The sequence below is a fragment of the Sphingosinicella soli genome, from assembly GCF_014199685.1.
Taxonomy (GTDB): Bacteria; Pseudomonadota; Alphaproteobacteria; order Sphingomonadales; family Sphingomonadaceae; genus Sphingosinicella; species Sphingosinicella soli.
Genome location: NZ_JACHNZ010000032.1, coordinates 1 through 25,672, shown reverse-complemented (window position 1 = coordinate 25,672; position 25,672 = coordinate 1). Strand labels below are relative to the sequence as shown.

At 66.9% G+C, this 25,672-nt stretch carries 27 protein-coding genes; 12 read left to right on the top strand and 15 right to left on the bottom strand.

The window, feature by feature from the left end:
* Positions 1 to 103: 103 nt before the first annotated feature.
* The 6 genes from GGQ98_RS18860 to GGQ98_RS13220 form a co-directional block, all read right to left on the bottom strand.
* Positions 104 to 982, bottom strand: coding sequence for an MOSC domain-containing protein (locus tag GGQ98_RS18860; RefSeq protein WP_341534211.1), 879 nt, complete (start codon positions 980 to 982; stop codon positions 104 to 106).
* Positions 983 to 1,178: 196 nt separating this feature from the next.
* Positions 1,179 to 1,430: a hypothetical protein gene (locus GGQ98_RS13240; RefSeq protein WP_184070276.1), complete on the bottom strand. Its 252-nt coding sequence runs from the start codon at positions 1,428 to 1,430 to the stop codon at positions 1,179 to 1,181.
* 10 nt (positions 1,431 to 1,440) lie between these two features.
* Entirely contained in the window at positions 1,441 to 1,794 is a 354-nt protein-coding gene (locus tag GGQ98_RS13235; RefSeq protein ID WP_184070274.1) for a hypothetical protein, read from the bottom strand.
* Between the two features lie 87 nt (positions 1,795 to 1,881).
* Entirely contained in the window at positions 1,882 to 2,661 is a 780-nt protein-coding gene (locus tag GGQ98_RS13230) for a hydroxyacylglutathione hydrolase C-terminal domain-containing protein (RefSeq protein WP_184070272.1), read from the bottom strand.
* On the bottom strand, positions 2,661 to 3,107 hold the full coding sequence (locus GGQ98_RS13225) for an SRPBCC family protein (protein ID WP_184070270.1): 447 nt from the start codon (positions 3,105 to 3,107) through the stop codon (positions 2,661 to 2,663). Before GGQ98_RS13225 ends, GGQ98_RS13230 begins: the two co-directional genes overlap by 1 nt.
* A complete protein-coding gene (locus tag GGQ98_RS13220) occupies positions 3,104 to 3,664 on the bottom strand; it encodes an Lrp/AsnC family transcriptional regulator (RefSeq protein WP_184070268.1) in 561 nt (186 codons plus the stop codon). The genes GGQ98_RS13225 and GGQ98_RS13220 overlap by 4 nt, the downstream gene beginning before the upstream one ends.
* Before the next feature lie 192 nt (positions 3,665 to 3,856).
* Between GGQ98_RS13220 and GGQ98_RS13215 the strand changes: the two genes are divergently transcribed.
* Genes GGQ98_RS13215 through GGQ98_RS13190 form a run of 6 tightly spaced genes read left to right on the top strand, consistent with a single transcriptional unit; the run spans position 3,857 to position 9,615 of the window.
* The gene (locus tag GGQ98_RS13215; RefSeq protein ID WP_184070265.1) at positions 3,857 to 4,852 is read left to right on the top strand and encodes an aromatic ring-hydroxylating oxygenase subunit alpha; all 996 of its coding nucleotides are present in this window, start codon (positions 3,857 to 3,859) and stop codon (positions 4,850 to 4,852) included.
* Positions 4,853 to 4,867: 15 nt separating this feature from the next.
* The gene (locus GGQ98_RS13210) at positions 4,868 to 5,308 is read left to right on the top strand and encodes a hypothetical protein (protein ID WP_184070263.1); all 441 of its coding nucleotides are present in this window, start codon (positions 4,868 to 4,870) and stop codon (positions 5,306 to 5,308) included.
* Between the two features lie 37 nt (positions 5,309 to 5,345).
* Entirely contained in the window at positions 5,346 to 7,529 is a 2,184-nt protein-coding gene (locus GGQ98_RS13205) for a TonB-dependent receptor (RefSeq protein ID WP_184070261.1), read from the top strand.
* Positions 7,530 to 7,542: 13 nt separating this feature from the next.
* Entirely contained in the window at positions 7,543 to 7,941 is a 399-nt protein-coding gene (locus GGQ98_RS13200; RefSeq protein ID WP_207791408.1) for a RidA family protein, read from the top strand.
* Complete coding sequence (locus GGQ98_RS13195; RefSeq protein ID WP_184070259.1) at positions 7,938 to 8,375, top strand: SRPBCC family protein; 438 nt, start codon at positions 7,938 to 7,940, stop codon at positions 8,373 to 8,375. The genes GGQ98_RS13200 and GGQ98_RS13195 overlap by 4 nt, the downstream gene beginning before the upstream one ends.
* Positions 8,376 to 8,379: 4 nt before the next feature.
* The gene (locus GGQ98_RS13190; RefSeq protein ID WP_184070257.1) at positions 8,380 to 9,615 is read left to right on the top strand and encodes an NAD(P)/FAD-dependent oxidoreductase; all 1,236 of its coding nucleotides are present in this window, start codon (positions 8,380 to 8,382) and stop codon (positions 9,613 to 9,615) included.
* Here GGQ98_RS13190 and GGQ98_RS13185 read toward each other — a convergent pair.
* The 4 genes from GGQ98_RS13185 to ligK are packed head-to-tail and all read right to left on the bottom strand — an operon-like array spanning position 9,612 to position 13,409.
* The gene (locus GGQ98_RS13185) at positions 9,612 to 10,763 is read right to left on the bottom strand and encodes an acyl-CoA dehydrogenase family protein (protein WP_184070255.1); all 1,152 of its coding nucleotides are present in this window, start codon (positions 10,761 to 10,763) and stop codon (positions 9,612 to 9,614) included. The two genes, GGQ98_RS13190 and GGQ98_RS13185, sit on opposite strands and share 4 nt — an antisense overlap.
* Before the next feature lie 57 nt (positions 10,764 to 10,820).
* The gene (locus GGQ98_RS13180; protein ID WP_184070253.1) at positions 10,821 to 11,690 is read right to left on the bottom strand and encodes an amidohydrolase family protein; all 870 of its coding nucleotides are present in this window, start codon (positions 11,688 to 11,690) and stop codon (positions 10,821 to 10,823) included.
* On the bottom strand, positions 11,690 to 12,742 hold the full coding sequence (locus tag GGQ98_RS13175) for a 4-oxalomesaconate tautomerase (RefSeq protein ID WP_184070251.1): 1,053 nt from the start codon (positions 12,740 to 12,742) through the stop codon (positions 11,690 to 11,692). Before GGQ98_RS13175 ends, GGQ98_RS13180 begins: the two co-directional genes overlap by 1 nt.
* Positions 12,735 to 13,409: a 4-carboxy-4-hydroxy-2-oxoadipate aldolase/oxaloacetate decarboxylase gene (gene ligK / locus GGQ98_RS13170; RefSeq protein ID WP_184070249.1), complete on the bottom strand. Its 675-nt coding sequence runs from the start codon at positions 13,407 to 13,409 to the stop codon at positions 12,735 to 12,737. Before ligK ends, GGQ98_RS13175 begins: the two co-directional genes overlap by 8 nt.
* Before the next feature lie 98 nt (positions 13,410 to 13,507).
* Between ligK and GGQ98_RS13165 the strand changes: the two genes are divergently transcribed.
* The 6 genes from GGQ98_RS13165 to GGQ98_RS13140 all read left to right on the top strand — a co-directional run bounded on the left by GGQ98_RS13165 (position 13,508) and on the right by GGQ98_RS13140 (position 18,792).
* The gene (locus GGQ98_RS13165; RefSeq protein ID WP_184070247.1) at positions 13,508 to 14,659 is read left to right on the top strand and encodes a LysR family transcriptional regulator; all 1,152 of its coding nucleotides are present in this window, start codon (positions 13,508 to 13,510) and stop codon (positions 14,657 to 14,659) included.
* 72 nt (positions 14,660 to 14,731) lie between these two features.
* Positions 14,732 to 15,574 carry an NAD(P)-dependent oxidoreductase gene (locus GGQ98_RS13160; RefSeq protein ID WP_184070245.1) on the top strand — a complete coding sequence of 281 codons (843 nt, stop codon included), beginning with the start codon at positions 14,732 to 14,734 and terminating at the stop codon, positions 15,572 to 15,574.
* Positions 15,571 to 16,596, top strand: a complete 1,026-nt coding sequence (locus tag GGQ98_RS13155; RefSeq protein ID WP_184070243.1) for an amidohydrolase family protein — start codon at positions 15,571 to 15,573, stop codon at positions 16,594 to 16,596. Before GGQ98_RS13160 ends, GGQ98_RS13155 begins: the two co-directional genes overlap by 4 nt.
* Complete coding sequence (gene ligA / locus GGQ98_RS13150) at positions 16,593 to 16,997, top strand: protocatechuate 4,5-dioxygenase subunit alpha (RefSeq protein WP_184070241.1); 405 nt, start codon at positions 16,593 to 16,595, stop codon at positions 16,995 to 16,997. The genes GGQ98_RS13155 and ligA overlap by 4 nt, the downstream gene beginning before the upstream one ends.
* 2 nt (positions 16,998 to 16,999) lie before the next feature.
* Positions 17,000 to 17,854 carry a class III extradiol dioxygenase subunit beta gene (locus GGQ98_RS13145; protein ID WP_184070239.1) on the top strand — a complete coding sequence of 285 codons (855 nt, stop codon included), beginning with the start codon at positions 17,000 to 17,002 and terminating at the stop codon, positions 17,852 to 17,854.
* Entirely contained in the window at positions 17,851 to 18,792 is a 942-nt protein-coding gene (locus GGQ98_RS13140) for a Gfo/Idh/MocA family oxidoreductase (protein WP_184070237.1), read from the top strand. Before GGQ98_RS13145 ends, GGQ98_RS13140 begins: the two co-directional genes overlap by 4 nt.
* On the opposite strand, the gene GGQ98_RS13135 is transcribed toward GGQ98_RS13140, so the two are convergent.
* The 5 genes from GGQ98_RS13135 to GGQ98_RS13115 form a co-directional block, all read right to left on the bottom strand.
* The gene (locus GGQ98_RS13135; protein ID WP_243451880.1) at positions 18,789 to 19,208 is read right to left on the bottom strand and encodes a hypothetical protein; all 420 of its coding nucleotides are present in this window, start codon (positions 19,206 to 19,208) and stop codon (positions 18,789 to 18,791) included. The genes GGQ98_RS13140 and GGQ98_RS13135 overlap by 4 nt on opposite strands.
* Positions 19,209 to 19,274: 66 nt before the next feature.
* A complete protein-coding gene (locus tag GGQ98_RS13130) occupies positions 19,275 to 20,684 on the bottom strand; it encodes an efflux transporter outer membrane subunit (protein WP_184070235.1) in 1,410 nt (469 codons plus the stop codon).
* Between the two features lie 14 nt (positions 20,685 to 20,698).
* Positions 20,699 to 23,851 carry an efflux RND transporter permease subunit gene (locus GGQ98_RS13125; RefSeq protein ID WP_184070232.1) on the bottom strand — a complete coding sequence of 1,051 codons (3,153 nt, stop codon included), beginning with the start codon at positions 23,849 to 23,851 and terminating at the stop codon, positions 20,699 to 20,701.
* Positions 23,852 to 23,924: 73 nt separating this feature from the next.
* Positions 23,925 to 25,196: an efflux RND transporter periplasmic adaptor subunit gene (locus GGQ98_RS13120; RefSeq protein WP_184070231.1), complete on the bottom strand. Its 1,272-nt coding sequence runs from the start codon at positions 25,194 to 25,196 to the stop codon at positions 23,925 to 23,927.
* Positions 25,193 to 25,672, bottom strand: a 480-nt coding sequence (locus tag GGQ98_RS13115; protein ID WP_207791407.1) for a hypothetical protein, incomplete at its 5' end; no start/stop codon positions are given. The genes GGQ98_RS13115 and GGQ98_RS13120, both read right to left, overlap by 4 nt.

The window sequence follows — 25,672 nt, the reverse complement described above, 5'->3', positions numbered from 1 at the left end:
CGCTTCAACGTGAAGCGCCCCGACGGGGGCCGCAGCCAGACCGTTCCGCCGCGCGCGCCGATCTCGTGAAGCCGCGCCGACCCCGTCCCGCCCGCGAGGCGCTTCACGGTGAGGCGGTAATGGTCCGGCGCGTCGTCGTGGTCCGACAGCGTCCAGCTGCGAACCGGCGCATCGTCGGCATCGCCGAGGCGCACGGTGACGAACTGCCCGGCAAGCGGCGGTGCGAGCGGAGCATCGCCCAGCGGCGTGAGCGCGAAGGAGGAGACATCGCGCGCTTCCTCGCGCAGCACCGCAACGCGGAACGGCCGCCATCCGCTCCAGCGGCCGGTCTTGAGCCTCGCCGCGTCCTCGAGCCCGGCGATGCGCTTGGCGAGCATCCCGCGCGCCTGCGCGCCTGCGCGCCGAGCCACGGATTGGCGAGCGCTTCGCGCAGCGCCTCCGGGGCGGCGTCCCGCGCCACCAGAAGCCGGGAGAGATCGCCCACCGTCATCGCCGCCGGATCCGGCGATTCGAGCGTCGCGGCGGTTCCCGCGCCGATCCGTCCGGGCGTTTCCACCGCCAGATAGAAGCCGACCTGGCCGCTTTCGATCATCGGCCCCAGCACGCTGTCGGGCTGGCCGAGCCGCCACGCGAACTTGAAGCACGGAATGCGCGGCGAGGTGACGCGAAACACGACGTCGCCCATACGAACGATATCGCCGAGGCGCAGGCTGTTCTCGTCGAAGCCGTTGACGACGATGTTCTCGCCGAAGCGGCACCAGTCCCACTCGGCCCGGTCGACGCCGAAGCGCTCCGCCCACATGTCGTAGTGCTCTGCGGGCGCGGCGAGGACAGCCTCGGTGTGAACCGCCGTCTCGTTGCCGTCCGGCCCCCCGGCCCCGAACCAGAGCCCGCCCTGCGCAGGGCTGCGCACGATCGAGGTGAAGGTCTGCCCTCCCCTCACATCATGCCACGCCGGTTTCGCCGCGCTTACCGCGACCACTCTCCGCTCTATCCCCATATCTGAGAGGATAGCGCGCGCGCTGCGCGCAACAACGGGCATGGAGGGTGATATCGGCCCTGTTTGGGTAGCGGACTAGAGCGGGCAGCGTGATTTCTGAATCACGCTGCCCGCTCTATATCTTTGTTGACGCATCGTTTGTTGCGGAAAACCGGTTCCCACTTTTCCGCACGATGCTCTAGCCGGCGCCGTCGGCAAGATCCATGAAGCGGCGCGCCGCTTCGCGCTCCTCCGCGTCCTCGAAAGCATCGAGATCGGGCGCATCGCCCAGCATGTGCATCAGCGCCCAGAGCGCAAAGCGGTGCCCGGCGTTCGTTTCGAGCCCGAAATCGACGTGCATGCGGTCAAGCCCCGCTTCCAGAGCCGACGGGCTCATCGCGTCGATCTCGGCGCTGCCGAAATAGCGGAACAGAAGGTCGTGAAAATCCATACGCCGAGCGTCAGCGCGACGGCTTGCCGGGCGGGCGCGGGCGGCGCGGCTGTCCCGGACGGGGCGCCCCGCGCGGCGCGGAAGGCGCGGGTTGCTGCGGACGACGCGGTGGCGGCGCGAGATCGGGGTTGAAGACGGTGTAGCCTTCCTTCTGTAACCGCGTGAACGATGCGCGCACGCTCGCCAGAATCGAAGCCTGCAGCCCCTGCGGCAGATCATCGAAGGTGGTGTTCGGGTGAATGGCGTTGAGATCGCGAAGCAGCGTGTTGGGCACGCCGCCCGATGCCGCGCGCAGCGCGGAGACGCCGTCGATCACTGCTGCGATGATGGCCTCGCGCATCACTTCGGCCGCCGGTTTCACCATGAACTGCACTCCTGCCCCAATGTCTTGGACGCGAAGCGCTATACACACGCCCGGTGAGGCACGAAACCGGAATTCTCAAGGCGCCCGCTACCAGCTGTCGCGCCGTTTCCTGAGCGCGAGAAACACATCCGCATCGCTCGGAGGGTCGGCAAGTTCGGGCAGGTTCGCGCGGATCTCCGCGCTTCCCGGCCGCAGGAACGGATTGATCGCGCGCTCCTCGCCGATCGTGGTGAAACGCGGCGCGGCGTCGTCCCGCGATTCGAGTGCGGACGCCAAGGCGCGCGCAGCGGCGTTGCCGGGCTCCACCGCGAGCGTGAAGGTGAGGTTGCGTTTCAGGTAATCGTGCCCCGGATAGACGCGCGTTTCGTCGGCGAGCGGCGCGAACACGCCGCTGATCGTTTCCTGAAGCGTCGGCGCATCGCCGCCGTAGCCGCAATTGCCCACGCCCGCGCCGAACAGCGTGTCGCCGGAAATGACGAACGCCGCGCCGTCTTCCTCGCCGAAGAGCGCAATGCTCGCCATCGTGTGCCCCGGCACCGCGCGCACCGTGATTTCGGCAGTGCCGACCGGGATCGTGTCGCCGTCCACCAGCATGCGATCGAGCCCCTCAAGCGTGCCCGCCGCCGCACGCGGCGCCATGATCGCCGCGCCCGTGCGCGCCTTCATTTCGGCATTCTTGCCCGCATGGTCCCAATGTTCATGCGTATTGACGACGCCGGTGATTTTGACGCCCTGCGCCGCGGCTTCGGCGGTGACGCGCTCCACATCGTAGGGATCGACCGCGACGGCCTCCTTCGCGGTATCGCACACGAGCAGGTAGTTCACATGATCGAAGGCATTGCGCAGGGCAATCGGAACGACGCGCATCACACGTCGCCCGCCGCGACGGCCGCGTGCACGTTCGCGATGAAGAGCCGGTAGTTTTCCTCGGAAATCGCGCGCGCCTCCGCCTCCGGCATATCCACGGGCACGAAGGTCGAGCGCATCAGCAGCACGCAGGCGGAGGGGCCTGCCGGGATGATTTTTGCAAAGCCGCAGTAATCGGCGAAGGGAACGATGTCTCCGGTATCGATGATGCGGAACATCATCTCCATCTCCGCCGCGTCGTAGTGATCGAGGCGTTCCTTCACATAGCCGTCGGCAAGATGCCCCTCGGTCCGCATCGTGCGGACCATGCCGAGGCCCTCCCCCTCGAATTCGATCGAGGAGACGAAGCCTTCTTCGGCGCGCCGCTGCCCCTCCTGGGTTGCAAACAGCGTCCACACCCTGGACGCCGCCGCATCGACCCGAACCGCGCGTTCCACCGTTATCATGGCCGTTCCTTCCCTCCGACACGTTGCCGGTTTTCGCCTTCCAGATCCCATTGCAGCTTCATCTTGTGAACCTTCAGCACCATGCAGGTTTCAATCGCGGCGATATCGGGCTGTCCGTAGCAGTGCGCCGCAAGAAATGCCCGGTAGTGCTCGTGCGACTGGTGATACGTCGCCATGCCCAGATCGAACCGGCCGAGCGTGGAGGTGAGGTAGAAAACCTCCGGCACCGATGTCAGACGCGCGATCACCGCATCGATATCAGCGCCCCCCGCCACCTTGATGAAGGTCTGCGCGTTGAAATTATAGCCGAACGCCTCGGGCATGGCTTCGGCCTGAATCGTGATGACGTTCTCGTCGATAAGCTGGCGCACGCGGTTGCGCACCGTGCCTTCGGAAACGCCGAGCTCCTTCGCGATGGTGGAATAGGGCATGCGCCCATCCTGCTGCAGCAGCGCGATGATCCGGCTGTTGAGCGCATAGACATCGACGGACAAATCCTGGGGCGGCGGCTGGCTTTTGCCCCGCGCGTCGTCGGTCGTCGCCTTGCGCCCTGCCATTTTCCGCGTCTCCCGATCCCGATTGATGCCCTTGGGATACGAAACGCATGACGTAATCGCAACAGAGAAATGGAATTATTGCGATATCCACAGTCTAATGTGATATAGTCTGCGGATATCGTATTGACTCTGCCTATCGACAAAGGATATCGAAACAGCCGTACACAAATGTATCGTTTTTCGAGGATGCCGATGACGACCAGCACCACCGTTCGGATCGCAGACCGCGCCCGGCCCGAAGCCGAAGGCAGCGGCGGCGTTTTCAGCCAGAGCTGGTTTCCGGTCTGCCTGTCTGACGAGGCCGTCGCGGGTGTCGTGAACGGGTTCGATTTCCTCGGCGGGCGCGTCATCGTGATCCGCGACGCAGACGGCAAGGCGCAGGTGCTGAGCGCCTACTGCCCGCACCTCGGCGCCGATCTCTGCACCGGCGAGATGGTGGACGGCGCCGTGCGCTGCCCATTCCATTTCTGGCGCTACGGACCCGACGGGCGCTGCGTTGCAACCGGATCGGGCGATCCCGTGCCGCCGACAGCGAACCTCTTCGCGTTTCCGACGGTTGAAAAGTTCGGCTGCGTGTTTGCCTTCAACGGCACCGAGCCGCTGTTCGAACTGCCCGATTTTCCCGGCGCGCCGGCAAATCTGGTGTGGAAGATCGGCGAATATGATCGGCTGATGCCGTCCGACCCGTGGATCATCTGCTGCAACACGCCCGACATGCAGCACATTCAGGTGGTGCACGGCATCACCTTCGACAACGGCATGCCGCATCAGGATGTGGAATGGACGCCGCATTCGATGGTGTATCATTTCCGCGGCACGATGCGGGACGGCACGGCCATTGCGTTTCGCGTCGGCATCTACGGCACGAACATCTATTGGCAGGATGGCTATGTGGACGGGCGCTGGTTCGGTTTCGTCGCGCCGATGGGGCTGCCGGAGCCGGGCAAATCGCGGCTGTTCTTTGCTGTCGCAGTAGGCGCCGACGATGCCGACCCGGAAGGCACGCAGGCGTTTCTCGATGCGATGTACGAGATGGAAGTCCGCATCGCGACCGAAGACCTGCCGATCATCGAACGCGCCCGTTTCCGCCCCGGCACGCTGACGAAGTCGGACCGCACGCTCGGGCGCTTCCTGCAACATCTGCGCGATTATCCGCGCGCGCATCCATCCGCCGATTTCATCGGCTGACGACGGAGAGACATCATGTCTGGCGATATCACGAACACGGACCTTGACGAGATCCTGGCGCTCTGCCCGCGCCTTTACGATGCGGTCGGCTGGAATGCCGAGAAAGCGCCGGACTGGGACACGTTCCGCGCCTGCTGCCACCCGGACGCAACGCTTGCCGCGCTCAGTTCCGGGGCCGCAAGCCCGATTGCCGTCGAAGCCTTCGTCGCCGCGATGGACGCGCAGCGCCAATCCGGGGCGCTTGCCGATTTCAGCGAGATCGAGATCGCACGGCATGTGGAGGCCTTCGGCAACGTCGCGGGCGTGCGCAGCAGCTTCATCGCCAAGATGAACGGCGAAACGCGCAAGGGCGTGACCTTCGCCCACATCGTTCGCCACGAAGGCCGCTGGGTCATCCTGGGCGCGATATGGGACAATGAAGCCGACGGGAAAACACTACCGGCGAGCCTGATCTGAACAGGCCGTCACATTACAGGGAGCAGAGGGGAACATCATGAGCAGATTCAAGAACACATGCGGTTTCGCATTGATGGTATCGACCGCAGCTTCGGCGCTTTGCGGCACCGCGATCGCGCAGGAAAATCCGGGCGCAAGCAGCGGCGGTTTCGAAGACATCATCGTGACGGCGCGCAAGCGCGAGGAGAATCTGCAGCAGGTTCCCGACACGGTGACGGCGTTTTCAGCCAGCGTGATCGAGGAGCGGCGGCTTGAGCGGATCGACGACTTTCTGGCCGTAACGCCCAACGTCAACATCACCAACGATCAGGACACGGCGACCAACAACATCTCGATCCGCGGGCTCGGCTCCAACCGCAACCAGGCGGCGGCGGTGGCGTTTTCGGTGGACGGCGTGATCCTGCCCGATGCCGACGCCTTCACGATGGACCTGACCGATGTGGAGCGGCTGGAGGTGCTGAAAGGCCCGCAGGGCGCGCTCTACGGCAAGGGCGCCATCGCCGGCGCAATCAACATCACCACGAAACGCCCGACCAACACCTTCGAGGGCGAAGCGAAACTGAGCTACGGCACGGGCGACGCATGGCGCGTGTTCGGCGCGGTAAGCGGCCCGATCGTGCCCGACCTCGTGCTCGCGCGCGTCACGGTTTCGCACCGCGACGGCAACGGCACGATCAAGAACGATTTCGACGGCCGCACGCTCGACCGCAATCGCCAGACGCGCGTTTCGGGCCGTATCATCATCGAGCCGACGGATGATTTCAGCATCGATCTGCGCGCCGCGCACATGGATGAAAAGGGCGGCGCCCTGTGGTTCAGCCTTGTCGACGTGCTCGGCACGACGGGCGGCGAGATCACCGAAGAGATGGCGGCGGTCCGCCCCAATCTCGACGGCCCCTCCTCGACCGACCGCACCGTCACCGATCTCTCGATGTCGCTGAATTACGACACGTCGATCGGCACGTTCACGTCGATCACCGCGTGGGACAAGATCGACGTCGATTTCAGCGAGGATCTCGACATCTCGCCGTTTCCGCTGGTGCCGTTTACCCGGCAGCTTCGCGTGACGGAAAGCTGGAGCCAGGAGCTTCGCCTGACGTCACCGGGCGCGCAGCGGCTGCGCTACATTCTGGGCGCCTATTACCAGCATTCGAAGCGCGATGTGACAACGCTCGCCTCGCTCGATGCCTGCCTTTTCGCAGGCACCTGCATCACGCCCGACGGATTTGAATCCTCGGGCCTCATCATCGACGCGACGCTCGCCGACACGCGGCTCACCTTCAACCAGTATGCCGTGTTCGGACAGCTGAACTACGACCTTCTCGACACACTCGAACTGACGGCGGCGCTGCGCTACGATACCAACGAGGCGAAGCAGGACGATTATCTGGCGTCAGCGACCGACAAGGCGACGTTCTCGAAACTGCAGCCGAAGGTTTCGCTCGCCTACAAGCCGTCGGATGAGCTGACGCTGTATGCGACCTATTCGCAGGGGTTCAAGAGCGGCAGCTTCAACCCGATCGCCGCAGGTGCCGCCTTCCCGCGCGTCATCGGCAAGGAAACCTCGCGCAATTACGAGATCGGCACCAAGACCTCTTGGCTCGACCGGCGCGTGATCCTGAACGTCGCGGCCTTCTATACCCAGCATCTCAATCCGCAGATCTTCCAGCTCGATGCCGCCACATTCACGCAAGGCTCGCTGAACGCGCGCAAGGCGGCGATCAAGGGCTTCGAGTTCGAGCTTGCCGCGCGCCCGGTGAAGGGCTTGGATCTCAATGCCGCGTTCGGCTACATCGACACCAAGATCAAGGATTTCGACGGCACAACCGACGCCTATGTCGGCCAGCAGCTGCCGAACGCGCCGAAGTACACGCTGAACCTCGGCGCGCAGTACACGCTCGACCTGTCCGACGACATGGCCGCGCGGGCGCGGGTGGATTTCAACGCAAAGGGTCGCCAGTCCTTCCAGGATTTCCAGCTTCCCGCCACACCCGACGCCTATCTGTTCCAGAAGGCCTATTCGACGGTCGATGCGCAGATCGGCGTTGAAGGCGAACGCTGGGGGCTCACCGTGTTCGGCAGGAACCTGTTCAAGACGCACTATGCGACATCGGCCTTCTCGCGCTACATCTTCGCCGCCGGGCTGGTGCCGCTGGGCAGCGACGCCATCCAGCCCGATCCAGGCCGGACGTTCGGCGTCGAAGCGCGGGTGAAATTCTGAAAAGGGCTCCGGCATGATCGACAGGCAGACATTTCACCTGCGTCCCGAAGGCGAGAAGGCGTTCGGCTACGCGCAGGCGGTGCGGAGCGGCGGCACGCTCCACATCTCCGGCTCGCTCAGCGTCGATGATGCGTTCGCGCCGGAATTTCCCGGCGACATGGCCGCGCAGATCGGCAGCGTGTACGCGGGCATAACGCGCACGCTCGATGCCTTCGGCGCGACGATGGCGAACGTGGTGAAGGAGAACATCTACGTTACCGACATGGACGCCTTCATCGCCGCGAACGGCGCGCGGATAGCCCGCTATGGGGGGCTCGATCTCCCCGCCACAACGGCGGTGGAAGTGCGCAGGCTGGCGTTCCCCGAATGCATGATCGAGATCGAAATCACGGCGGCGCTGCCGACACCATGACCGGAGGCCACAGCATCGCCTGTAGCGGCAAGGTTCGCGTTGCAGCGGACGCAGACACCGTGTGGGGGCTGATCGGCGATCTCCGCAGCATGGCGATCATGGAGGGCGTGGTCGAGCGGCTGGAGGTCGACGGGGACGGGGAAGGCGCGATCCGCAGGCTGTTCCTGCCCGGCGGCGCGGTCGTCACCGAAGCCATCGTCCGCTACAATCGCGCGGCGCGGTCCTACACCTATCGCATCATCGCGCGCGGTCCCCTGCCCTTCGACAATTATGTCGGAACCGCAAGCGTGACGCCGGACGGGGACGCCTGCGTCCTGACATGGGAAGCCCGCGCGGACCCGCTCATCGAACCGGCCGACGTGCGCGCCGCAATCCAGGCGAACATCGACCATGTGCTGCGCGTCGTTTCGGCGCGCTTCGCCCCGGGAGCCTGAGCGCTTGCCGGACGTCTGGACGATAGAAAACGCGCCCCGTTTCGAACGGCTCGAAACGAACACGGCAGCCGACGTCGCCATCATCGGCGCCGGATACTCCGGGCTCGTCGCCGCGCTCGACCTCCTCGCACGCGGCGTATCGGTCGTCGTGGTCGATGCCGCCGCGCCCGGCAGCGGCGCCTCCGGCCGCAACGCCGGGCATTTCGCCCCGATGATGCTCGGCAGCAAGAAAAACCCCGACGACGTGATGAAGGCGCTGGGGCCAGTGCGCGGCGAACGATGGAACCGGCGCGTTGCGGGTTCCGGCCGGACGCTTGGGGATTTCACCGCCGCCATCGCCTGCGACCTGAGGCCCGGCTATCTCTGCGTCTCCCGCACCGCCGCAAGCCTCGACCGCGCGCGGACGAAATTCGCCGCGTGGGAACGGTACGGGGGAGTTTTTACCGCGCTGGATGCCGACGAAACCGCAAGCCGGGTCGGCACCGATCGTTATGCAGGCGGCATCCTGCTGCCCGAGGGCGGCACGCTGCACCCTCTGAAATTCGTGCTCGGACTTGCGGCATTCGTGAGGGCCGGCGGCGGGTCCATCCATGGCGAAACACCCGCAACCGCAATTGAACGACACGGGCATGCGTGGCGCGTGCGCACGCCGCGCGGACACATCGATGCAGCCCATGTTCTGCTGGCGACGGGCGCGAGCGCGCCGCTCTTTCCTGAGATGGCAGGGACCGTCTATCCGGTGGGATGCAGCATCGCCGCAACCGCGCCGCTTTCCGTTTCGCCGATGCCGGGAACGCACGCCTTCATCGATCTCGATGATCCGGCGATTTTCTCGCCCGCGACGGACGCCGAACAGCGCCTTGTCGTCAGCGCGCTTTCGGAAACCCGGCACCCCGCATTGCCCGCCGCCGCGAGACCCGCCGAGCGTCGCCTGGCCCGAACCTATCCGCAGTTCGCGCCGCGCTTCGAAAGCCTTTCATCGGGCACGATCGGCGTGACCCCCGATGGCCTGCCGCGACTCTTCCGTCTCGGCGACACTCTCCACGCGCTTGCCGGTTGCAACGGCTTCGGACTTACGCTCGGCATCGCAGCCGCGCGCGAGGCCGCCGCAATGATCGGCGGCACCCCAGAGGATGATCTTGCGCTGCCGATCCTCGACCCGGCGGCGCTGCCCGGCCACAAAATGCTGCCCTGGTTCATGCGCGCGGTTGCGGTGCCGCTGATGAACAGATTGGGCTAACCGGCGGCTTCGGCCTTCCGCATCATCTGCCGCGCTATGATCGTCTGCTGGATCTGCGAGGTGCCCTCGTAGATGCGGAGCAGGCGGACGTCGCGGTAGAAGCGTTCGACCTTGTATTCGGCCATGTAGCCCGCACCGCCGTGAATCTGCACGGCGCGGTCGGCGATGCGGCCGACGGCTTCGGAAGCGTGGAGCTTGAGCGCCGAACATTCGAGGCTCACCGCCTCGCCTGCATCGAACTTCGCGGCGACCGATTGCATCAGGGCTTCCGTGGTGAGCATGTCCACCTTCATGTCGGCGAGCATGCCTTGCACGAGCTGGAAGTTCGCGATGCGCTCTCCGAATTGCGTCCGCTCCATCGCGTAGGCGAGACTCATGGCGATGAGCCTGTCGCACATGCCGAGCGCGACGGCGGAAATGTGGATGCGGCCGCGATCCAGCACCTTCATCGCGGTTTTGAAACCGCGCCCCGGCACGCCGCCGATGATGTTCGCCGCCGGAACCACGACATCGTCGAGGATCACGTCGGTCGTCACCGAGCCTTTCTGGCCCATTTTCCTGTCGGGCTTGCCGAGCGTGATACCCGGCGTATCGGCGGGAAGGATGAACGCGGAAATGCCCGCTGCGCCCTTCACCGGCTCGGTGCGCGCCATCAGCGTGAAGACGTTCGCGCGCGTCGCGTTGGTGATGTAGCGCTTGGTGCCGGTGATGCGGTAGGTGTCGCCGTCGCGCACGGCGGCTGTTCGCAGCGAGGCGGCATCGGAGCCTGCCTCGGGCTCGGTGAGGCAGAAGCTCGCGATCGCCTCTCCGCTTGCGAACTTCGGCAGCCATTCGCGTTTCTGCGCCTCCGTGCCGTCGATGACGATACCCTGGCTGCCGATGCCGAGCGTGGTGCCGATCACCGAACGGAACACGACGGAGGCGCGTGTCAGCTCGCGGATGAGTGCGGCTTCCTCGGACATGGTGCAGCCGAGCCCGCCGTAGTCCTCGGGGACGGAAATGCCGAACAGGCCCATCTCGCGCATTTCGTTCACGATCGCATCGGGAACGGCGTCAGCCTCTTCGACCGCATCCTCCGCCGGGATCAGGCGTTCGTCGACGAAACGGCGGATGGTCGAGCGGAACAGCTCGAACGTCTCTGCATCCATTGCGCTCACTCCTTCAGAGCGCGGTCTATGGCATGGCGCGGAGCCGGAGGCGAGCTGTCAGTCCGCCCAGTAGAGCCGCTCGGGATTGGCGACGAGGAGCTTGTGCTGGAGTTCCTGCGTCACTGCGATGCGGGGGAGGACGTCGACGAGGGTGCCGTCGTCGGGGACGCGGTGCTCCATGTTGGGGTGCGGCCAGTCGGTGCCCCAGAGTATGCGGTCGGGGTAGCGCTCCACGATGGGGCGGACGATGTTTATGAAGTTATCGAAGGGAGGTCCGTCGAGCGACAGGCGCTCGGCGCCGGAGACCTTGGCCCAGATGTTGGGGTGGGTGTCGAGCAGCGCCTTGAAGGCGGTGATGTCTACGCCTTCCGGGCCCTGCGTGAGGTCCGGGCGGCCGAGGTGATCGACGACGATGGTGGTGGGAATGGCTTCGAGGAAGGGGATCAGTTCGGCAAGACTGTCCGCCTCGAAATAGACGACGACGTGCCAGCCGAGCGGGGCGATGCGTTTTGCGACCTCGATGAACTTATCCTTCGGCGCATTGTCGACGAGGCGCTTGAGGAAGTTGAAGCGTATGCCCCGAATGCCGCCCGCGTGCAGGCGCCTGAGTTCATCGAGGCTGATATCGGGATCGACCACGGCGACACCGCGCGCGCGGCCGGCGGATCTGGCGATGGCGCTGAGCGTTGCGGCGTTGTCGGTGCCGTGGCAGCTCGCCTGCACGATGACGTTGCGCGAAAAACCGAGATGGTCGCGGAGCGCGAACAGCATCTCGGGCGTCGCGTCCTCCGGGTGATATTTCGCGAGCGGGCTGAACGGAAACTCCGCCTCGGGGCCGAACACGTGGACGTGCGCATCGACCGCGCCGGGCGGCGGAACCCAGTTCGGCTTCGACGGAAAATCAACCCAGGTCTTGCTGCGCGCCATCAGAACACCATCCCGTCCATCAGCTTGCGCGCCGTGCGCAGCAGCGCGGCGCGCGTGACATGCCCTTTATCGTCGACGTCGAGCACGCAGCTCATTTCGCCGGTCGGGTGCTCGACCGAAATCCGCTTGCGCGCGCCGCCGGGCACTGCGGCGAGCGCGGCGGCGGGGGAGCCTTCGATCAGGCAGGCGGTCGCCACGCTCACCGCGCCGAGCACGCCGATGCCCGCGTGCGCGCGGTGCGGGATGAAGCTGCGGACGGTGATCCCCCCGCCGCCGCGCGGGGGCGCGACGAGCATCATCTTGGGCACCGACTTCGCGGACACGTCGCCGAGGTTCATCATCGGCCCGGCCTTGAGGCGGATCGCTTCGATCCGCGCCTTGAGCGCGGCAGCGGCATCGAGGTCATCCCGGCTTTCGTAGCCGGTGGCGCCCACGTCCGCCGCCTGCATCACGACGCAGGGCATGCCGTTGTCGACAAGGGTGCAGGATACGCCGTCGATCTCGTCCGCCGCGTTTCCGGTGGGCAGCAGCGCGCCGCAGCTCGATCCCGCCGTGTCGCGGAAGGCGAGCGGCACGGGGGCGTGCGCGCCCGGCACACCGTCGATGCGGGCATCGCCTTCGTAGGTTACGGCGCCGCCGGGGGTGCAAACGCTTGCGACGGCGATCTGGCCGGTATTTTCCATGTAGATGGAAACAGGGGTTTCGCCGTCCGCCGCCGCCACCAGCCCGCGCTCGATCGCGAACGGGCCGACACCCGCGAGGATGTTGCCGCAGTTCTGCGCGTCGCTGACGATCGCTTCGTCCACGAACACCTGCAGGAACAGATAATCGACATCCACGCCCGGCCGCGCCGATTTCGACACGACGGCGACCTTGCTGGTGAGCGGATCGGCGCCGCCCATGCCGTCGATCTGGCGCGGATCGGGCGACCCCATGATGCGGAGCAGGAACGCGTCGCGCGCCGCCGGGTCTTGCGGCAAATCGGCGCCAAGGAAATAGCCGCCTTTCGAGGTGCCGCCGCGCATCCACATGCAGCGGACGCCGTCAGACATATTTGAGGCCCATCGCCACGAGCTTTTCGCGCATGGCATAGATATCGAGGCCGAGCTCGCCTGCGGCAAGGCGCTCGCGCTTGGCGATCTCGGCAGCCTCGCGCGCCTGCGCCTTCGCAAGCGTTTCGGCGGCGGACGCGCGCGGCACGACGCAGACGCCGTCGTCGTCCGCAACGATCACGTCTCCGGGCATGATCGCCGCGCCGGCGCAAACGACGGGCACGTTCACCGAGCCGAGCGTCGCCTTCACCGTGCCCTGCGCGAACACCGCCTTCGACCAGACCGGGAAGCCCATTTCGGTGAGATCGCGCACATCGCGCACGCCCGCATCGATGACGAGGCCCCGGCAGCCGCGCGCGATCGCCGAGGTTGCCAGCAGATCGCCGAAATAGCCGTCTTCGCAGGGGCTGGTCGGCGCGAGCACGAGAATGTCGCCGGGGCGCAGCTGTTCGATCGCGACATGCACCATCCAGTTGTCGCCGGGCGGCGCGGAGATCGTCACCGCCGACCCTGCAATGCGCGCGCCCGCGTAGATCGGCCGCAGACCGCTGCCGAGAAGCCCCGTGCGGCCCTGCGCCTCGTGCACCGTGGCGACGCCGCAGCGCGCGAGGCCGTCTATCACGGCGGCGTCGGCGCGCGCGACGGACTGGACGACGATAGCGGACATAGGCCCCTCCATAGTGAGAGAAACGGCATGCGCCCACCGCCGCAAGGCGGCAATTCGGAACTATGCGCCCGCCATAGGCTGATGCTAATCATGATTGCATGCAATACCAGGACTTCAATCTTCGTCATCTGCGCGCGCACGCGATCGTTACCCGCGCGGGCAGCATTTCGGCGGCGGCGCGCAGCATCGGCCTGACGCAGCCCGCAATCACCGAGGCGCTGGCGCGGCTGGAGGCGCGGCTGGGGCTGAGCCTGTTCGACCGCATTCCTTCGGGCATGCTACCGACCACGGCCGGCCATCTGCTCGCGGCGCGCGCCGATGCGGCGCTGGCGCATATCGCGTCGCCGCGCGTGACGATGGCGCAGTTTCGCGCGCTGCTCGCGGTGGCGGAAAGCGGCGGCTACGCGGGGGCGCGCCTTGCGACGGGGCTCGCCGAACCTACGCTGCACCGCGCCGTCCATGACCTGTCGTTGGCGCTGAAGCGCACGCTCGTCGAGCGGCGGGGACGCAGCGTCGTGTTGACGGCGGCGGGCAAACGCACCGTCCGCGCATTCCGGCTGGCGCGCACCGAACTCGTTGCCGCACTTTCGGAACTGGACGCGCTGCATGGCCGCGAAAGCGGACGCATCGCGATCGGTGCCATGCCGCTGTCGCGCGCGCGGCTGCTGCCGAGCGCCATCGCGCTGTTCCACCGCGCCCACCCCGGCATCACCGTCGCGATCATCGAAGGATCGCATACCGAACTGATCGAGCCGCTGCGCGACGGCGAACTCGATCTGATCGTCGGCGCGCTGCGCGAACCCGAACCCGGCGGCGACGTGGCGCAGACGGCGCTGTTCGACGACCATCCGATCGTGGTGTCGCGCGCCGATCATCCGCTGACGAAGGCGAAGCGGCCGGATATCGAAGCGCTCGCCCGCTATCCCTGGACGATCGCCGCGCCGGGAACGCCGCTGCGCACGCAGTGGGAAAGGATGTTCCGCGAGGCGGGCATTGCCGTGCCGGAGGTGCCGGTGGAATGCGGATCGGTGATGACGATCCGGCAGATTCTGCTGGAAAGCGATTTTCTGACGCTGCTGTCGCGCGATCAGGTCGCGGTCGAGCTGGAAGCGGGCTGGTTGGTGAGGCTCTGCGATACGCCGCCGGGCTTCAAGCGCACGATCGGCATGACAACGCGCGTCGGCTGGCGGGCGACGGCGGCGCAGCAGGCCTTCGCGGATACGCTGAAACACTGCGCGGATACATTCTGAATTCGGTAAAACCTATACCCCCTGTTCCGTTCCGATTAGCAGGCCGCAGGCGTGTGTGCGCATATGCCGGGCATGGCTTGCAAGGTTGCCCTTATCGGTTTCGGCGAAGCGGCGCAGGCGTTTGCCGCCGCAGCGAACTGGGGCAGCGCGGCTGCGGCATTCGACATCAGGACCGATGCGGAAAAACGCGCCGACTATGCGAGGGTCGGCGTGACGCCCTGCGCAAGCGCGCGCGATGCGCTCGCCGGAGCGCCTGCCGCGCTCTCGCTGGTGACGGCGGACGCCGCGCTCGCGGTCGCGCGGGAGACTGCACGCGATCTGGGCGCAGGCGCATTCTGGTTCGACATGAACAGCGTCGCGCCTGAAACCAAGCGCGCCGCAGAAGCGGCGATTGCGGCGGCGGGCGGGCGCTATGTCGATGTTGCGGTGATGGCGCCGGTTCATCCGAAACGCACCGCCGTTCCGCTGCTCGTCTCCGGGCCGCATGCGGACGCGGGCGCGTCCGTGCTGGAGGGGCTCGGCTTTCAGGACGTGCGCTGCGTCGGCGCGAAGGTCGGCGACGCTTCGGCGATCAAGATGATCCGATCGGTGATGGTGAAGGGCATCGAGGCGCTGACCGCCGAGTGCGTGCTCGCCGCGCACCGCGCGAACGTGGTGGACGCGGTGCTGTCTTCGCTCGGCGAAGATTGGGCGCAGAAGGCGGACTATAATCTCGACCGGATGCTCGCCCACGGCCTGCGCCGCGCCGCCGAGATGGAGGAAGCGGCGCGCACGCTCGAAGACCTGGGCGTCGCCCCGCTGATGACGCGCGGCACGATCGCCCGCCAGCGCGCGCTCGGTACGCTCGGCATCGCACCGCCCGAGGGGCTTGCCGCAAAGCTCGCGGCGCTGGGCAGCCTGAACGTTCCCGCATGAGCCTCGTGATCGATTGCCACGGCCACTATACGACGGCCCCCGCGCCCCACAACGCATGGCGCGAGGCGCAGAAGGCCGCGTTCAAGGCGGGCAGCGCGCCGCCGCCCTACCCTGATGTTTCCGACGAGGAAATCCGCGAGAGCATCGAGACGAACCAGTTGCGGCTGATCCGCGAACGCGGGGCCGACATGACGCTGTTTTCGCCGCGCGCATCGGCGATGGCGCATCACGTGGGCGACGAGGCCGTGAGCATCGCATGGTCGCGCGCGTGCAACGATCTCATCGGGCGCGTCGCGTATCTTTACCCGGAGACGTTCGTGGGCGTCTGCATGCTGCCGCAGTCGCCCGCCGCCGATCTTGCTGCGTCTGTCGCCGAACTGGAGCGCTGCGTGAACGAACTCGGCTTCGTCGGCTGCAATCTCAATCCCGATCCCGGCGGCGGGCATTTCAAGCACCCGCCGCTCACCGATCGCTACTGGTATCCGATTTACGAGACGATGTGCGACCTCGACGTGCCCGCGATGATCCACGTGTCGGGATCGTGCAATCCGGGGCTGCACGCGACCGGCGCCTATTACATCGCCGCCGACACGATCGCCTTCATGCAATTGATCGAGGGCGATCTGTTTCGCGATTTTCCGGCGCTGCGCTTCATCATTCCGCACGGCGGCGGCGCGGTTCCCTATCACTGGGGCCGCTATCGCGGGCTCGCCGACATGCTGAAGAAGCCGGACCTTTCCGCGCATCTGATGCACAACGTGTTCTTCGATACGTGCGTCTATCACCAGCCGGGCATCGATCTGCTCGCGGACGTGATCGACACGAAGAACATCCTGTTCGGCAGCGAGATGGTGGGCGCGGTGCGCGGCATCGATCCCACCACGGGGCAGTATTTCGACGACACCAAGCGCTATGTCGACGCGCTGCCGATCAGCGATGCGGAGCGCAATGCGATTTTCGAAGGCAATGTGCGCCGCGTGTTCCCGCGCCTCGATACGCTGCTGAAGGGACGCGGGCTTTGACACGCGACATTCACGCCTATCTCGCGCAGTTCGACGACATCCCCGGCACGCGCGTGTTCACCGCCGCGCGGGCGCGCAGGGGCTATCACCTCAACCAGTTCGCGATGAGCCTGATGAAGGCGGAGAATCGCGAACGCTTCAAGGCGGACGAACGCGCCTATCTCGGCGAATGGCCGCTCACCGAAACGCAGAAGGCCGCCGTGCTGGCGCGCGATTACAACGCGATGATCGATGAAGGCGGCAACATCTATTTCCTCGCCAAGATCTTCGCGACCGACGGCAAGAGCTTTCAATATGCGGCGGGATCGATGACGGGCATGTCGCAGGACGATTACGCCGCCATGATGCTCGGCGGCGGCCGCTCGCCCGACGGTGTGCGCTCGATACGGGAAGGACGCTGAACATGGCGCGCATCACCGCCGGAATCGCAACCAGCCACGTTCCCGCGATCGGCGCGGCGATCGATCTGGGCAAGACGGGCGAGGAGTACTGGAAGCCGCTGTTCGCGGGCTACGACTGGGTGAAGCAGTATCAGGCGCGGGAAAAGCCCGATGTCGTCGTGCTCGTTTACAACGATCATGCGTCGGCGTTCGACATGAAGATCATCCCGACGTTCGCGATCGGATGCGCGGACGAATATGCGGTCGCCGACGAAGGCTGGGGGCCGCGCCCGGTGCCGCCGGTGAAGGGCCACGCCGATCTCGCCTGGCATATCGCGCAGTGCTGCATCCTCGACGAATTCGATCTTACGATCATCAACGAGATGGCGGTGGATCACGGGCTTACGGTTCCCATGTCGCTGATGTTCGGAGAGCCGCGCGCATGGCCCGTGAAGGTCGTGCCGATTGCGGTGAACGTCGTCACCTATCCGCCGCCCACGGGCAACCGCTGCTGGCTGCTCGGCGAAGCGATCGCGCGCGCGGTGGAGAGTTTTCCCGAAGACCTGAACGTGCAGATATGGGGCACGGGCGGCATGAGTCATCAGCTTCAAGGGCCGCGCGCGGGGCTTATCAACAAGGACTGGGACCGCGCCTTCCTCGACCGGCTGACCGGCGACCCCGAGGCGCTGCGGCACATGCCGCATATCGAGTATCTGCGCGAGGCGGGATCGGAGGGGATCGAACTCGTCATGTGGCTCATCATGCGCGGCGCGCTCGGGCCGCGCGCGCGCGAACTGCACCGCCACTATCACGTTCCCGCCAGCAACACCGCGGTCGGGCACCTCGTGCTCGAACCCGCCGGAAAGGAGAAACCATGAAGATCGCCCTCGCAGGCGCCGGCGCCTTCGGCGAAAAGCATCTCGACGCGCTGCGGCAGATCGACGGGGTCGAGGTCGTCTCGGTCGTCGGGCGCACGCTGGAGCCGACGCGGGCGGTCGCGGCGAAATACGGCGTGGGGCACGCGACCACCGAACTCGACGAAGCGCTTGCGCTGCCGGGTCTCGACGCCGTGATCCTCGCGACGCCGACGCAGCTTCATGCCAGTCAGGCGATCCAGTGCCTGAAGGCGGGCAAGCATGTGCAGGTGGAAATCCCGCTCTGCGACAGCCTTGCGGACGGCGAAGCCGTGCTGAAGGCGCAGCAGGACACCGGGCTCGTTGCGATGGTGGGCCATACGCGGCGCTTCAACCCGAGCCACCAGTATATCCACAACAAGATCAAGGCGGGCGAGATCGGCGTTCAGCAGATGGACGTGCAGACCTATTTCTTCCGCCGCAAGAACATCAACGCCAAGGGCGACCCGCGCAGCTGGACGGACCACCTGCTGTGGCACCACGCCGCGCACACGGTCGATCTGTTCGCGTATCAGGCGGGGCCGATCGTGCAGGCGAACGCGCTTCAGGGGCCGCGCCACCCCGAACTCGGCATCGCGATGGACATGTCGATCCAGCTGAAAAGCGAAAGCGGCGCGATCTGCACGCTGTCGCTGTCGTTCAACAACGACGGGCCGCTCGGCACGTTTTTCCGCTACATCTGCGACAACGGCACATGGGTCGCGCGCTACGACGATCTCGTGACGGGGCGCGACGAGGTGGTGGACGTGTCGAAGGTGGATGTTTCGATGAACGGCATCGAATTGCAGGACCGCGAATTCGTCGCCGCGATCCGCGAGGGACGCGAACCGAACGCCAGCGTGGCGCAGGTGATGCCGTGCTACCGCGTGCTCGACAGTCTTGAAAAGCAGCTCGCCGCTTAGGGAATATCGGCAGCCCTTGCCTTGGCGGCCTGCCGCGCCGCGAACCACTGCTGCAGCAGCGCCGCCGTGCAGCCGGTCTGCCCGCCCGAGCCGACGGCCGAGCAGCTGTTGGGCATCGACGGGCGGCTCGCCTCGTCGAGCGTGCGCACGCGGGCGGCCCAGGACTGCGAGGGCGGATCGTTCTTCTTCGTTTCGCGCAGGCGCTTGGGGATGCGGTACTGCTCCCCCTCCGGCTCGCGCGCGCACACGACGATCTCGTCGCCGTCGCCGCTGGGGCAGGGCTCGTTGCCGTAGACGGTGACGTTGGTGATGCGATCGGGCACCTCGGCGTGCGCCGGAGATACGTACACGAGGGCAAGGAGCGCTGCGCACAGCAGCCCCTTCACCTTCACCACGCTCATATCGCCGCGTTTCATGTCTCGTCCGCCATCGCGTCGCATCCTTTGCGTCCGTTGATGAGCGGGGGCTGAACGTGCCTGCGGCTACGCTGCGCCCCCCGCGTTCCAGCCGCCGCCGAGCGCCTTGAACAGGTTGATCTGCGCGTCCGCGATACCGGCATCGATGGCGGCAAGCTGCGCCTCGGCTTCGGCGAAGGTCCGCTCCGCATCGATGAGCGCGAGGCTATCCACCTGCCCTTCCCGCTGCTGCGCGCGGACGATGCGCGCGGCCTGCTGCGCGGCATCGCGGGCGGCTTGCAGCGCCGTGCGCCGATCAAGCGCGCCCCCGTAGGCCGAAAGCGCGGTTTCGGTTTCCTCCAGCGAGCGAAGCACCGTGCCGTCGAACGCCGCAAGCGCCGCGCGCGTATCGGCCTCCGCCCCGGCGATGCGCGCGCGGGTACGCTCGTGATCGGTGAACGACCAGCTGATGAGCGGACCGAGCAGCCAGCGCAGCGGCCCGCCGCCGAACACGTCGCCGATGTCCGGCCCGGTCGAGCCGATCGAGGCGCCGAGGCTGACGCGCGGATAGAGATCGGCGGAGACGACACCGATGCGCGCGGTCGCGGCGGCGAGTCGGCGTTCGGCGGCGCGGACGTCGGGACGGCGCGCGAGAAGCCGGGCACCGTCGCCGACCGGGATCGGCGTATCGAGACGGAGCGTGGAGACACGCGCCGCCGCGATCGGCGGAAGGTCGGCGGGGGCGCGCCCGGTGAGCGTGGCGAGACGGAACAGCGCGGCGTCGCGATCGGCGGTGAGCGCCGGAATTTCGGCCTGACGCTGATGACGGAGCGTGGCGATGCGCGCGACATCGAGGCTGGTGGTGAGACCGACCGCGCGCCGCCGATCGGTGACGCGGAGCGAGCGATCGAGGAGGTCCACGATGCGCTGCGCCACGGCGATCTGTTCGGCTGCGGCGGCGGCAGTCGCATAGGCGCGCGTCGTTTCCGCGACAACGGAAACGCGCACCGCTTCAAGGTCCGCCTCGGCCGCGCCGAGATCGCCGCGCGTGGCCTCGATCCCGCGCGAGACGCGACCGAACAGATCGACCTCGTAGGCGACATCGAGCCCGGCATCGATGGACCAATCCTCGCGCGGCGCGCCCGAACCGCGCTGGCTTTCGGGCAGGCGGCCGTAGGCGGCGTTTGCACCGACGCCGACATTCGGCAGGCGATCGGTGCGGACCTCGCGGAGCGCGGCGCGGGCTTTTTCGAGCCGGGCGACCGCGACGCGGACGTCGGTGTTCGCGGTGATGGCGCCCGCGACGAGACCATCAAGCACCGGATCGTCGTAGAGACGCCACCAATCGGCCTTCACCGGGGCGAGCGTATCGACGGCGGACGTGGCCGCGACGAAGGCACCGGCAGATGTCGGGGTATTGGGAGCGGCATAATCGGGGCCGGTCGCGCAGGCGGCGAGCGCGAGCGTGGAAGCGGCCATCAGAAGCGTGCGAAACATGGCATGTGCCTTTCTTATTCGGCGAGTTGCAACGCAGACGGGCGGCGGCGCATCCGCTCGCCGAGGCTGCGGCTGGCGACGTAGAACACCGGCGTGAAGACGAGGCCGAACGCGGTGACGCCGATCATGCCGTAGAACACGGCGGTGCCGAGCGCCTGGCGCAGCTCCCAGCCCGGCCCCGACCCCATCATCAGCGGCAGCACGCCGAGGATGAAGGCGAGACTCGTCATCAGGATCGGACGCAGCCGGGCGCGCGCCGCCTCGACGGCTGCCGCGCGCGGCGCAAGGCCCCGATCTTCGGCCTGCTTGGCGAACTCGACGATCAGGATCGCATTCTTCGCGGCGAGGCCGATGAGCACGATGAGGCCGATCTGCGTGAGAATGTTGTTGTCGAGACCGTGCAGGTTCACGCCCAGCATCGCCGCGAGCAGTGTCATCGGCACGATGAGGATGATCGCGAGCGGCAGCATCAGGCTTTCGAACTGCGCGGCGAGCACGAGGAAGACGAACACCACCGAAAGGCCGAAGATCAGCACCGCGATATTGCCCGCCGCCTTCTGCTGGAAGGCAAGATCGGTCCATTCCGCCGCGAAACCCTGCGGCAGGTCTTCGGCGATCGTTTCCATGCGCGTGAGCGCGTGGCCGGTCGAGGCGCCGGGCGCCGTATCGCCGTCGATTTCGACCGCAGGGAAGAGATTGTAGCGGGTGACACGGTAGGGGCCGGTGCGGTCTTCGAAGGTCGCGACGGCGCCGATCGGAACCATGCCGCCGCCGTTCGATCGCGTCTTCAACTGCGCGATGTCGGAGACGTCGTCGCGGAACGGCGCGTCGGCCTGCGCGGTGACGCGGAAGGTGCGGCCGAGCAGGTTGAAATCGTTGACGTAGGCCGAGCCGAGATAGACCTGCATCGCTTCGAACACGCGCGTTGCGGGCACGCCGAGCATATCGGCCTTGGCACGGTCGATATCGGCGTAGATGCGCGGCGTCGCGGTGTTGAAAAGCGTGCGCACGTTGGCGAGTTCGGTCGCCTGATGCGCCGCGCCGATCACGCCGCCTGCAGCCTGTTCGAGCGGGCCGTAGCCCGCGCCGCGGCGATCCTGCACCATCATGCGCCAGCCGCCGCCGTTGCCGATGCCCTGAATGACGGGCGGCGGAATGACGAACACGAAGGCTTCGTTGAGATCGGCAAGCGCGGCGCGCATGTCGTTTTCGATGGCGCCGCCGGTGCGGCCTCCGGCGCGCTCGGCGAACGGCTTGAAGGTGACGTAGGCGGCAGCGGCGTTGGAGGCCTGTGTTCCCGAGGCACCGTCGAAGCCCGAGAACATCACCGCCGCTTCGGTGCCGGGCACCTCCAGCAGCTTCGCGACGGCCTTCTTCATCACGCGGTCGGTCTGTTCGATCGAGCTTCCCGGCGGAAGCTGGATCGCGGCGAGCGCATAGCCCTGATCCTGCGCGGGGATGAACCCGGCTGGAGTCGCCCAGAACAGCGCGCCCGCCGCAAGCACGAGGCCGCCGTAAACCGCGAACACGCGCTTTGGAGCACCTGCAAGCCGATGCGTGAACGCGCCGTAGCGCTCGCTCAGCCGATCGAAATTGCGGTTGAACCAGGCGCCTGCAAGCCAGGCATGGCGGCGCCAGCCCGATGCGGGCGCGACCTCCGCCTTCGGGCGCAGCAGCAGCGCGGCGAGCGCGGGCGACAGGGTCAGCGACAGCACCAGCGAGATGATCGTCGCGCTGGCGATCGTGACCGCGAACTGGCGGTAGAATTCGCCGGTGATACCGGTGAGGAAGGTCGTCGGCACGAACACGGCGCAGAGCACGAGCACGATCGCGACGAGCGCGGCGGAAACCTCGTCCATCGAGCGGTGCGACGCCTCGCGCGGGGAGAGGCCGAGTTCGAGATTGCGCTCGACGTTTTCGACCACGACGATCGCGTCGTCGACGACGATGCCGATGGCGAGCACGAGCCCGAACATCGAAAGCGTGTTGAGCGAATAGCCGAGGCCCGCAAGCACGGCGAAGGCGCCGATCAGCGATACCGGGATCGCGATGATCGGGATGATCGCCGCGCGCCAGCTTTGCAGGAAGATAAGGATGACGACGACGACGAGCAGCGCCGCCTCGAACAAGGTCGCCTGCACCGCGCCCATCGATTCGCTGATGAATTCGGTGGGGTTCCAGATGATCCGGTATTCGAGCCCCTGCGGAAAGCTCTTTGCCGCGTCGGCGAGTTCGGCCTTGATCCCTTCGGCGGCGGCGAGCGCATTCGTGCCGGGGCGCTGGGTGATCCCCAGGATGATCGAATCCTGGCCCGAGAGATAGGCGTTGACGCCGTAATCCTCCGCGCCGAGTTCGACGCGCGCGATATCGCGCACGCGGGTGATCGCGCCTGAGGCATCGGTGCGCACGATGATGTCGGCGAATTCATCGGCGGTCTTGAAACGGCCCTGCGTTTCGACGCTGAGCTGCTGCGCCGCGCCGGTATCGAACGGCGGCTGGCCGATCGTTCCCGCCGCGACCTGGACGTTCTGCGCGCGCAGCGCCGAGACGATCTCGCCTGCCGTCAGCCCGAGCGCGGAGGCGCGGCCCGGATCGATCCAGATGCGCATCGCATAATCGCGCGCGCCGAGCACCTGCACGTCGCCGATCCCTTCGACGCGCGTCAGCCGGTCCTTGATCTGCGTGAGCGCGTAATTCGAGACATAGCTGCGGTCGAGCGAGCCGTCGAGCGACAGCACGTTGACCGCCATCAGCCACGACGGCGAAGTCTTGCGCACGACGACGCCCTGACGGCGGACCTCTTCGGGCAGGCTCGGCTCGGCGAGCGCGACGCGGTTCTGCACCAGCACCTGCGCGGCATCGAGATCGGTGCCGAGCTTGAAGGTGACGGTGATCGCAAGCCGCCCGTCGCCGGTCGATTGCGAGGACTGGTAGAGCATGTTGTCGACGCCGTTGATCTGCTGTTCGATCGGCGCGGCGACGGTGTCGGCCACGGTTTCGGCAGACGCGCCGGGGTAGTTGGCGCTCACCGTTACCGTCGGCGGGACGATGTCGGGGAATTGCGAGACCGGCAGGCCGAAATACGCGAAGGCGCCGACGATGGTGATGATGATCGCGATCACGCCCGCGAAGATCGGCCGGCGGATGAAGAAATGACTGAAGCGCATCGGACAATGCCTTTCCTGCCGCCTCCCGCAGCTTACGCGGGAGGCGTGGTCTTCTGTTGGTCGTGGCGGCGGATCAGAGCGCGGCGATGGTCGCCTGCGAGGCCGCGGGTTCGTTTACGGCAGCCGCCGCAGCGGGGGCGGCAGCGGGCGGATCGATCCGCGTGAGACGCTGCGTGACCTTCGCGCCGGGCTGCACCATCTGCAGGCCCTGGACCACGACGCGGTCTTGGGCCGTGATACCGCTGCGGATGCTGCGGAGGCTGCCGATGCGCGGGCCGGGCGAGACTTCGCGCGCGGCGACGGTGCCGTCCTCGGTGACCACGTACACCACCTTGCGCGCCTGATCGGTGCGGACGGCGCTATCCGGTACGAGCAGCGCGCGGGCGGGCGAACCGTCCGTCAGCCGCATGTTGCCGAACATGCCGGGGGTGAGGAAATAGTCCGGATTGGCGACCACCGCGCGGGCGCGGATCGTGCCGGACTGCGCGCTGATGCCGTTGTCGGTGAAATCGACGTGACCTTTCCAGCTATAACCGGTTTCGTCCTGCAGGCGAATCTCCACCTGCTGCGCCGCGCCCGCCTTCTGCCGCTCGCGCTGCGCCTTCAGGAACAGCGCTTCGGAACTGTCGAAGGTGAAATAGATCGGATCGAGCGCGTTGATCGTTGTGAGCAGCGTGCCGCCCCCCGTATCGGCGGTGGACACGATGTTGCCCGCATCGACACGGCGATCGGAGATGCGGCCGGTGACAGGCGCGCGAACCTGCGTGAACTGAACATCGAGCGCGCGCGCGCCGATACGCGCCTCGGCCGCCGCAAGCGACGCGCGGGCGGCGCGGACACGGGCGGCGAGACGATCGAGATCGCTTTGCGAAACGGCCTCGTCGGCAAGCAGGCGGTTGGCGCGGTCGAGATCGGCCTGTGCGAGCGCGACGTCGCTGCGTGCCTGCACGGCGCCGGCGCGGGCTTCGGCAAGCGACGCGGCGAACGGGCGGGCATCGATCGTGAAGAGGAGATCCCCCTTCTGAACGATCGCGCCGTCGGTGAAATGCACCGCCGTCACGGCGCCGGAGACGCGCGGACGCACCTCGACGCTTTGCGACGGCTCGAACCGGCCGACATGGTCCTGCCACTCGGTCACATCGCGCACGAGCGGCGCCGCGACCGTGACGGTGGGCGGCGGCGCCGCCGCGATCGCGGGCGATTCGCGGTTGAGAACACCCACCGCCACGATCGCGATCACCGGGAGCGCGGCCGCCGAAAGGTGCTGCCAGAGCGGGCGCTGTGAGAGGCGGCGCACGCGCGACGGCGCTGCATCCTCGGCCTTGATCTTCGTCATCATGTTCATCGGGAATTCCTTCGGTCGCGGCGGGCGCGTGCATTGGTGATGCTGCCTGCGAGCAGCGCGTAGTGATCGTGACTGAAACCGGCGGCGACAAAGCTGCGGACCGCGGATTCGGCTATCGAATAGCCCTGATGCCACGTGAGCACGGCGACCTTGCGCAGGGCTTCGAGCTTCGAATCGGCGAGCTGCGGATTGGGGCGGCTGCCGAAAAGGGTGCCGAGCGCGACGGCGACGCGGCCGGGGGAATGCAGCGTCGAGAGGGGGTCGCGCTCGGCGAGGGCCACCACCGACCATTCCAGGGCCGAAAACCTGGCCGGTGTGTCGGTGGCGGGGAGCGATGGGGAGGATAGAACAGCCGGTGCCGCAGCGCCGAGCGTGTCCGTGAATGCCGCCGTATTTGGGCAGGACTTCGCCGACACTTTGACCTGTTCCTGGCCTGCCGCCGACGCGCTCGCGGCTTGCGACGGGGGCGTCGCAGT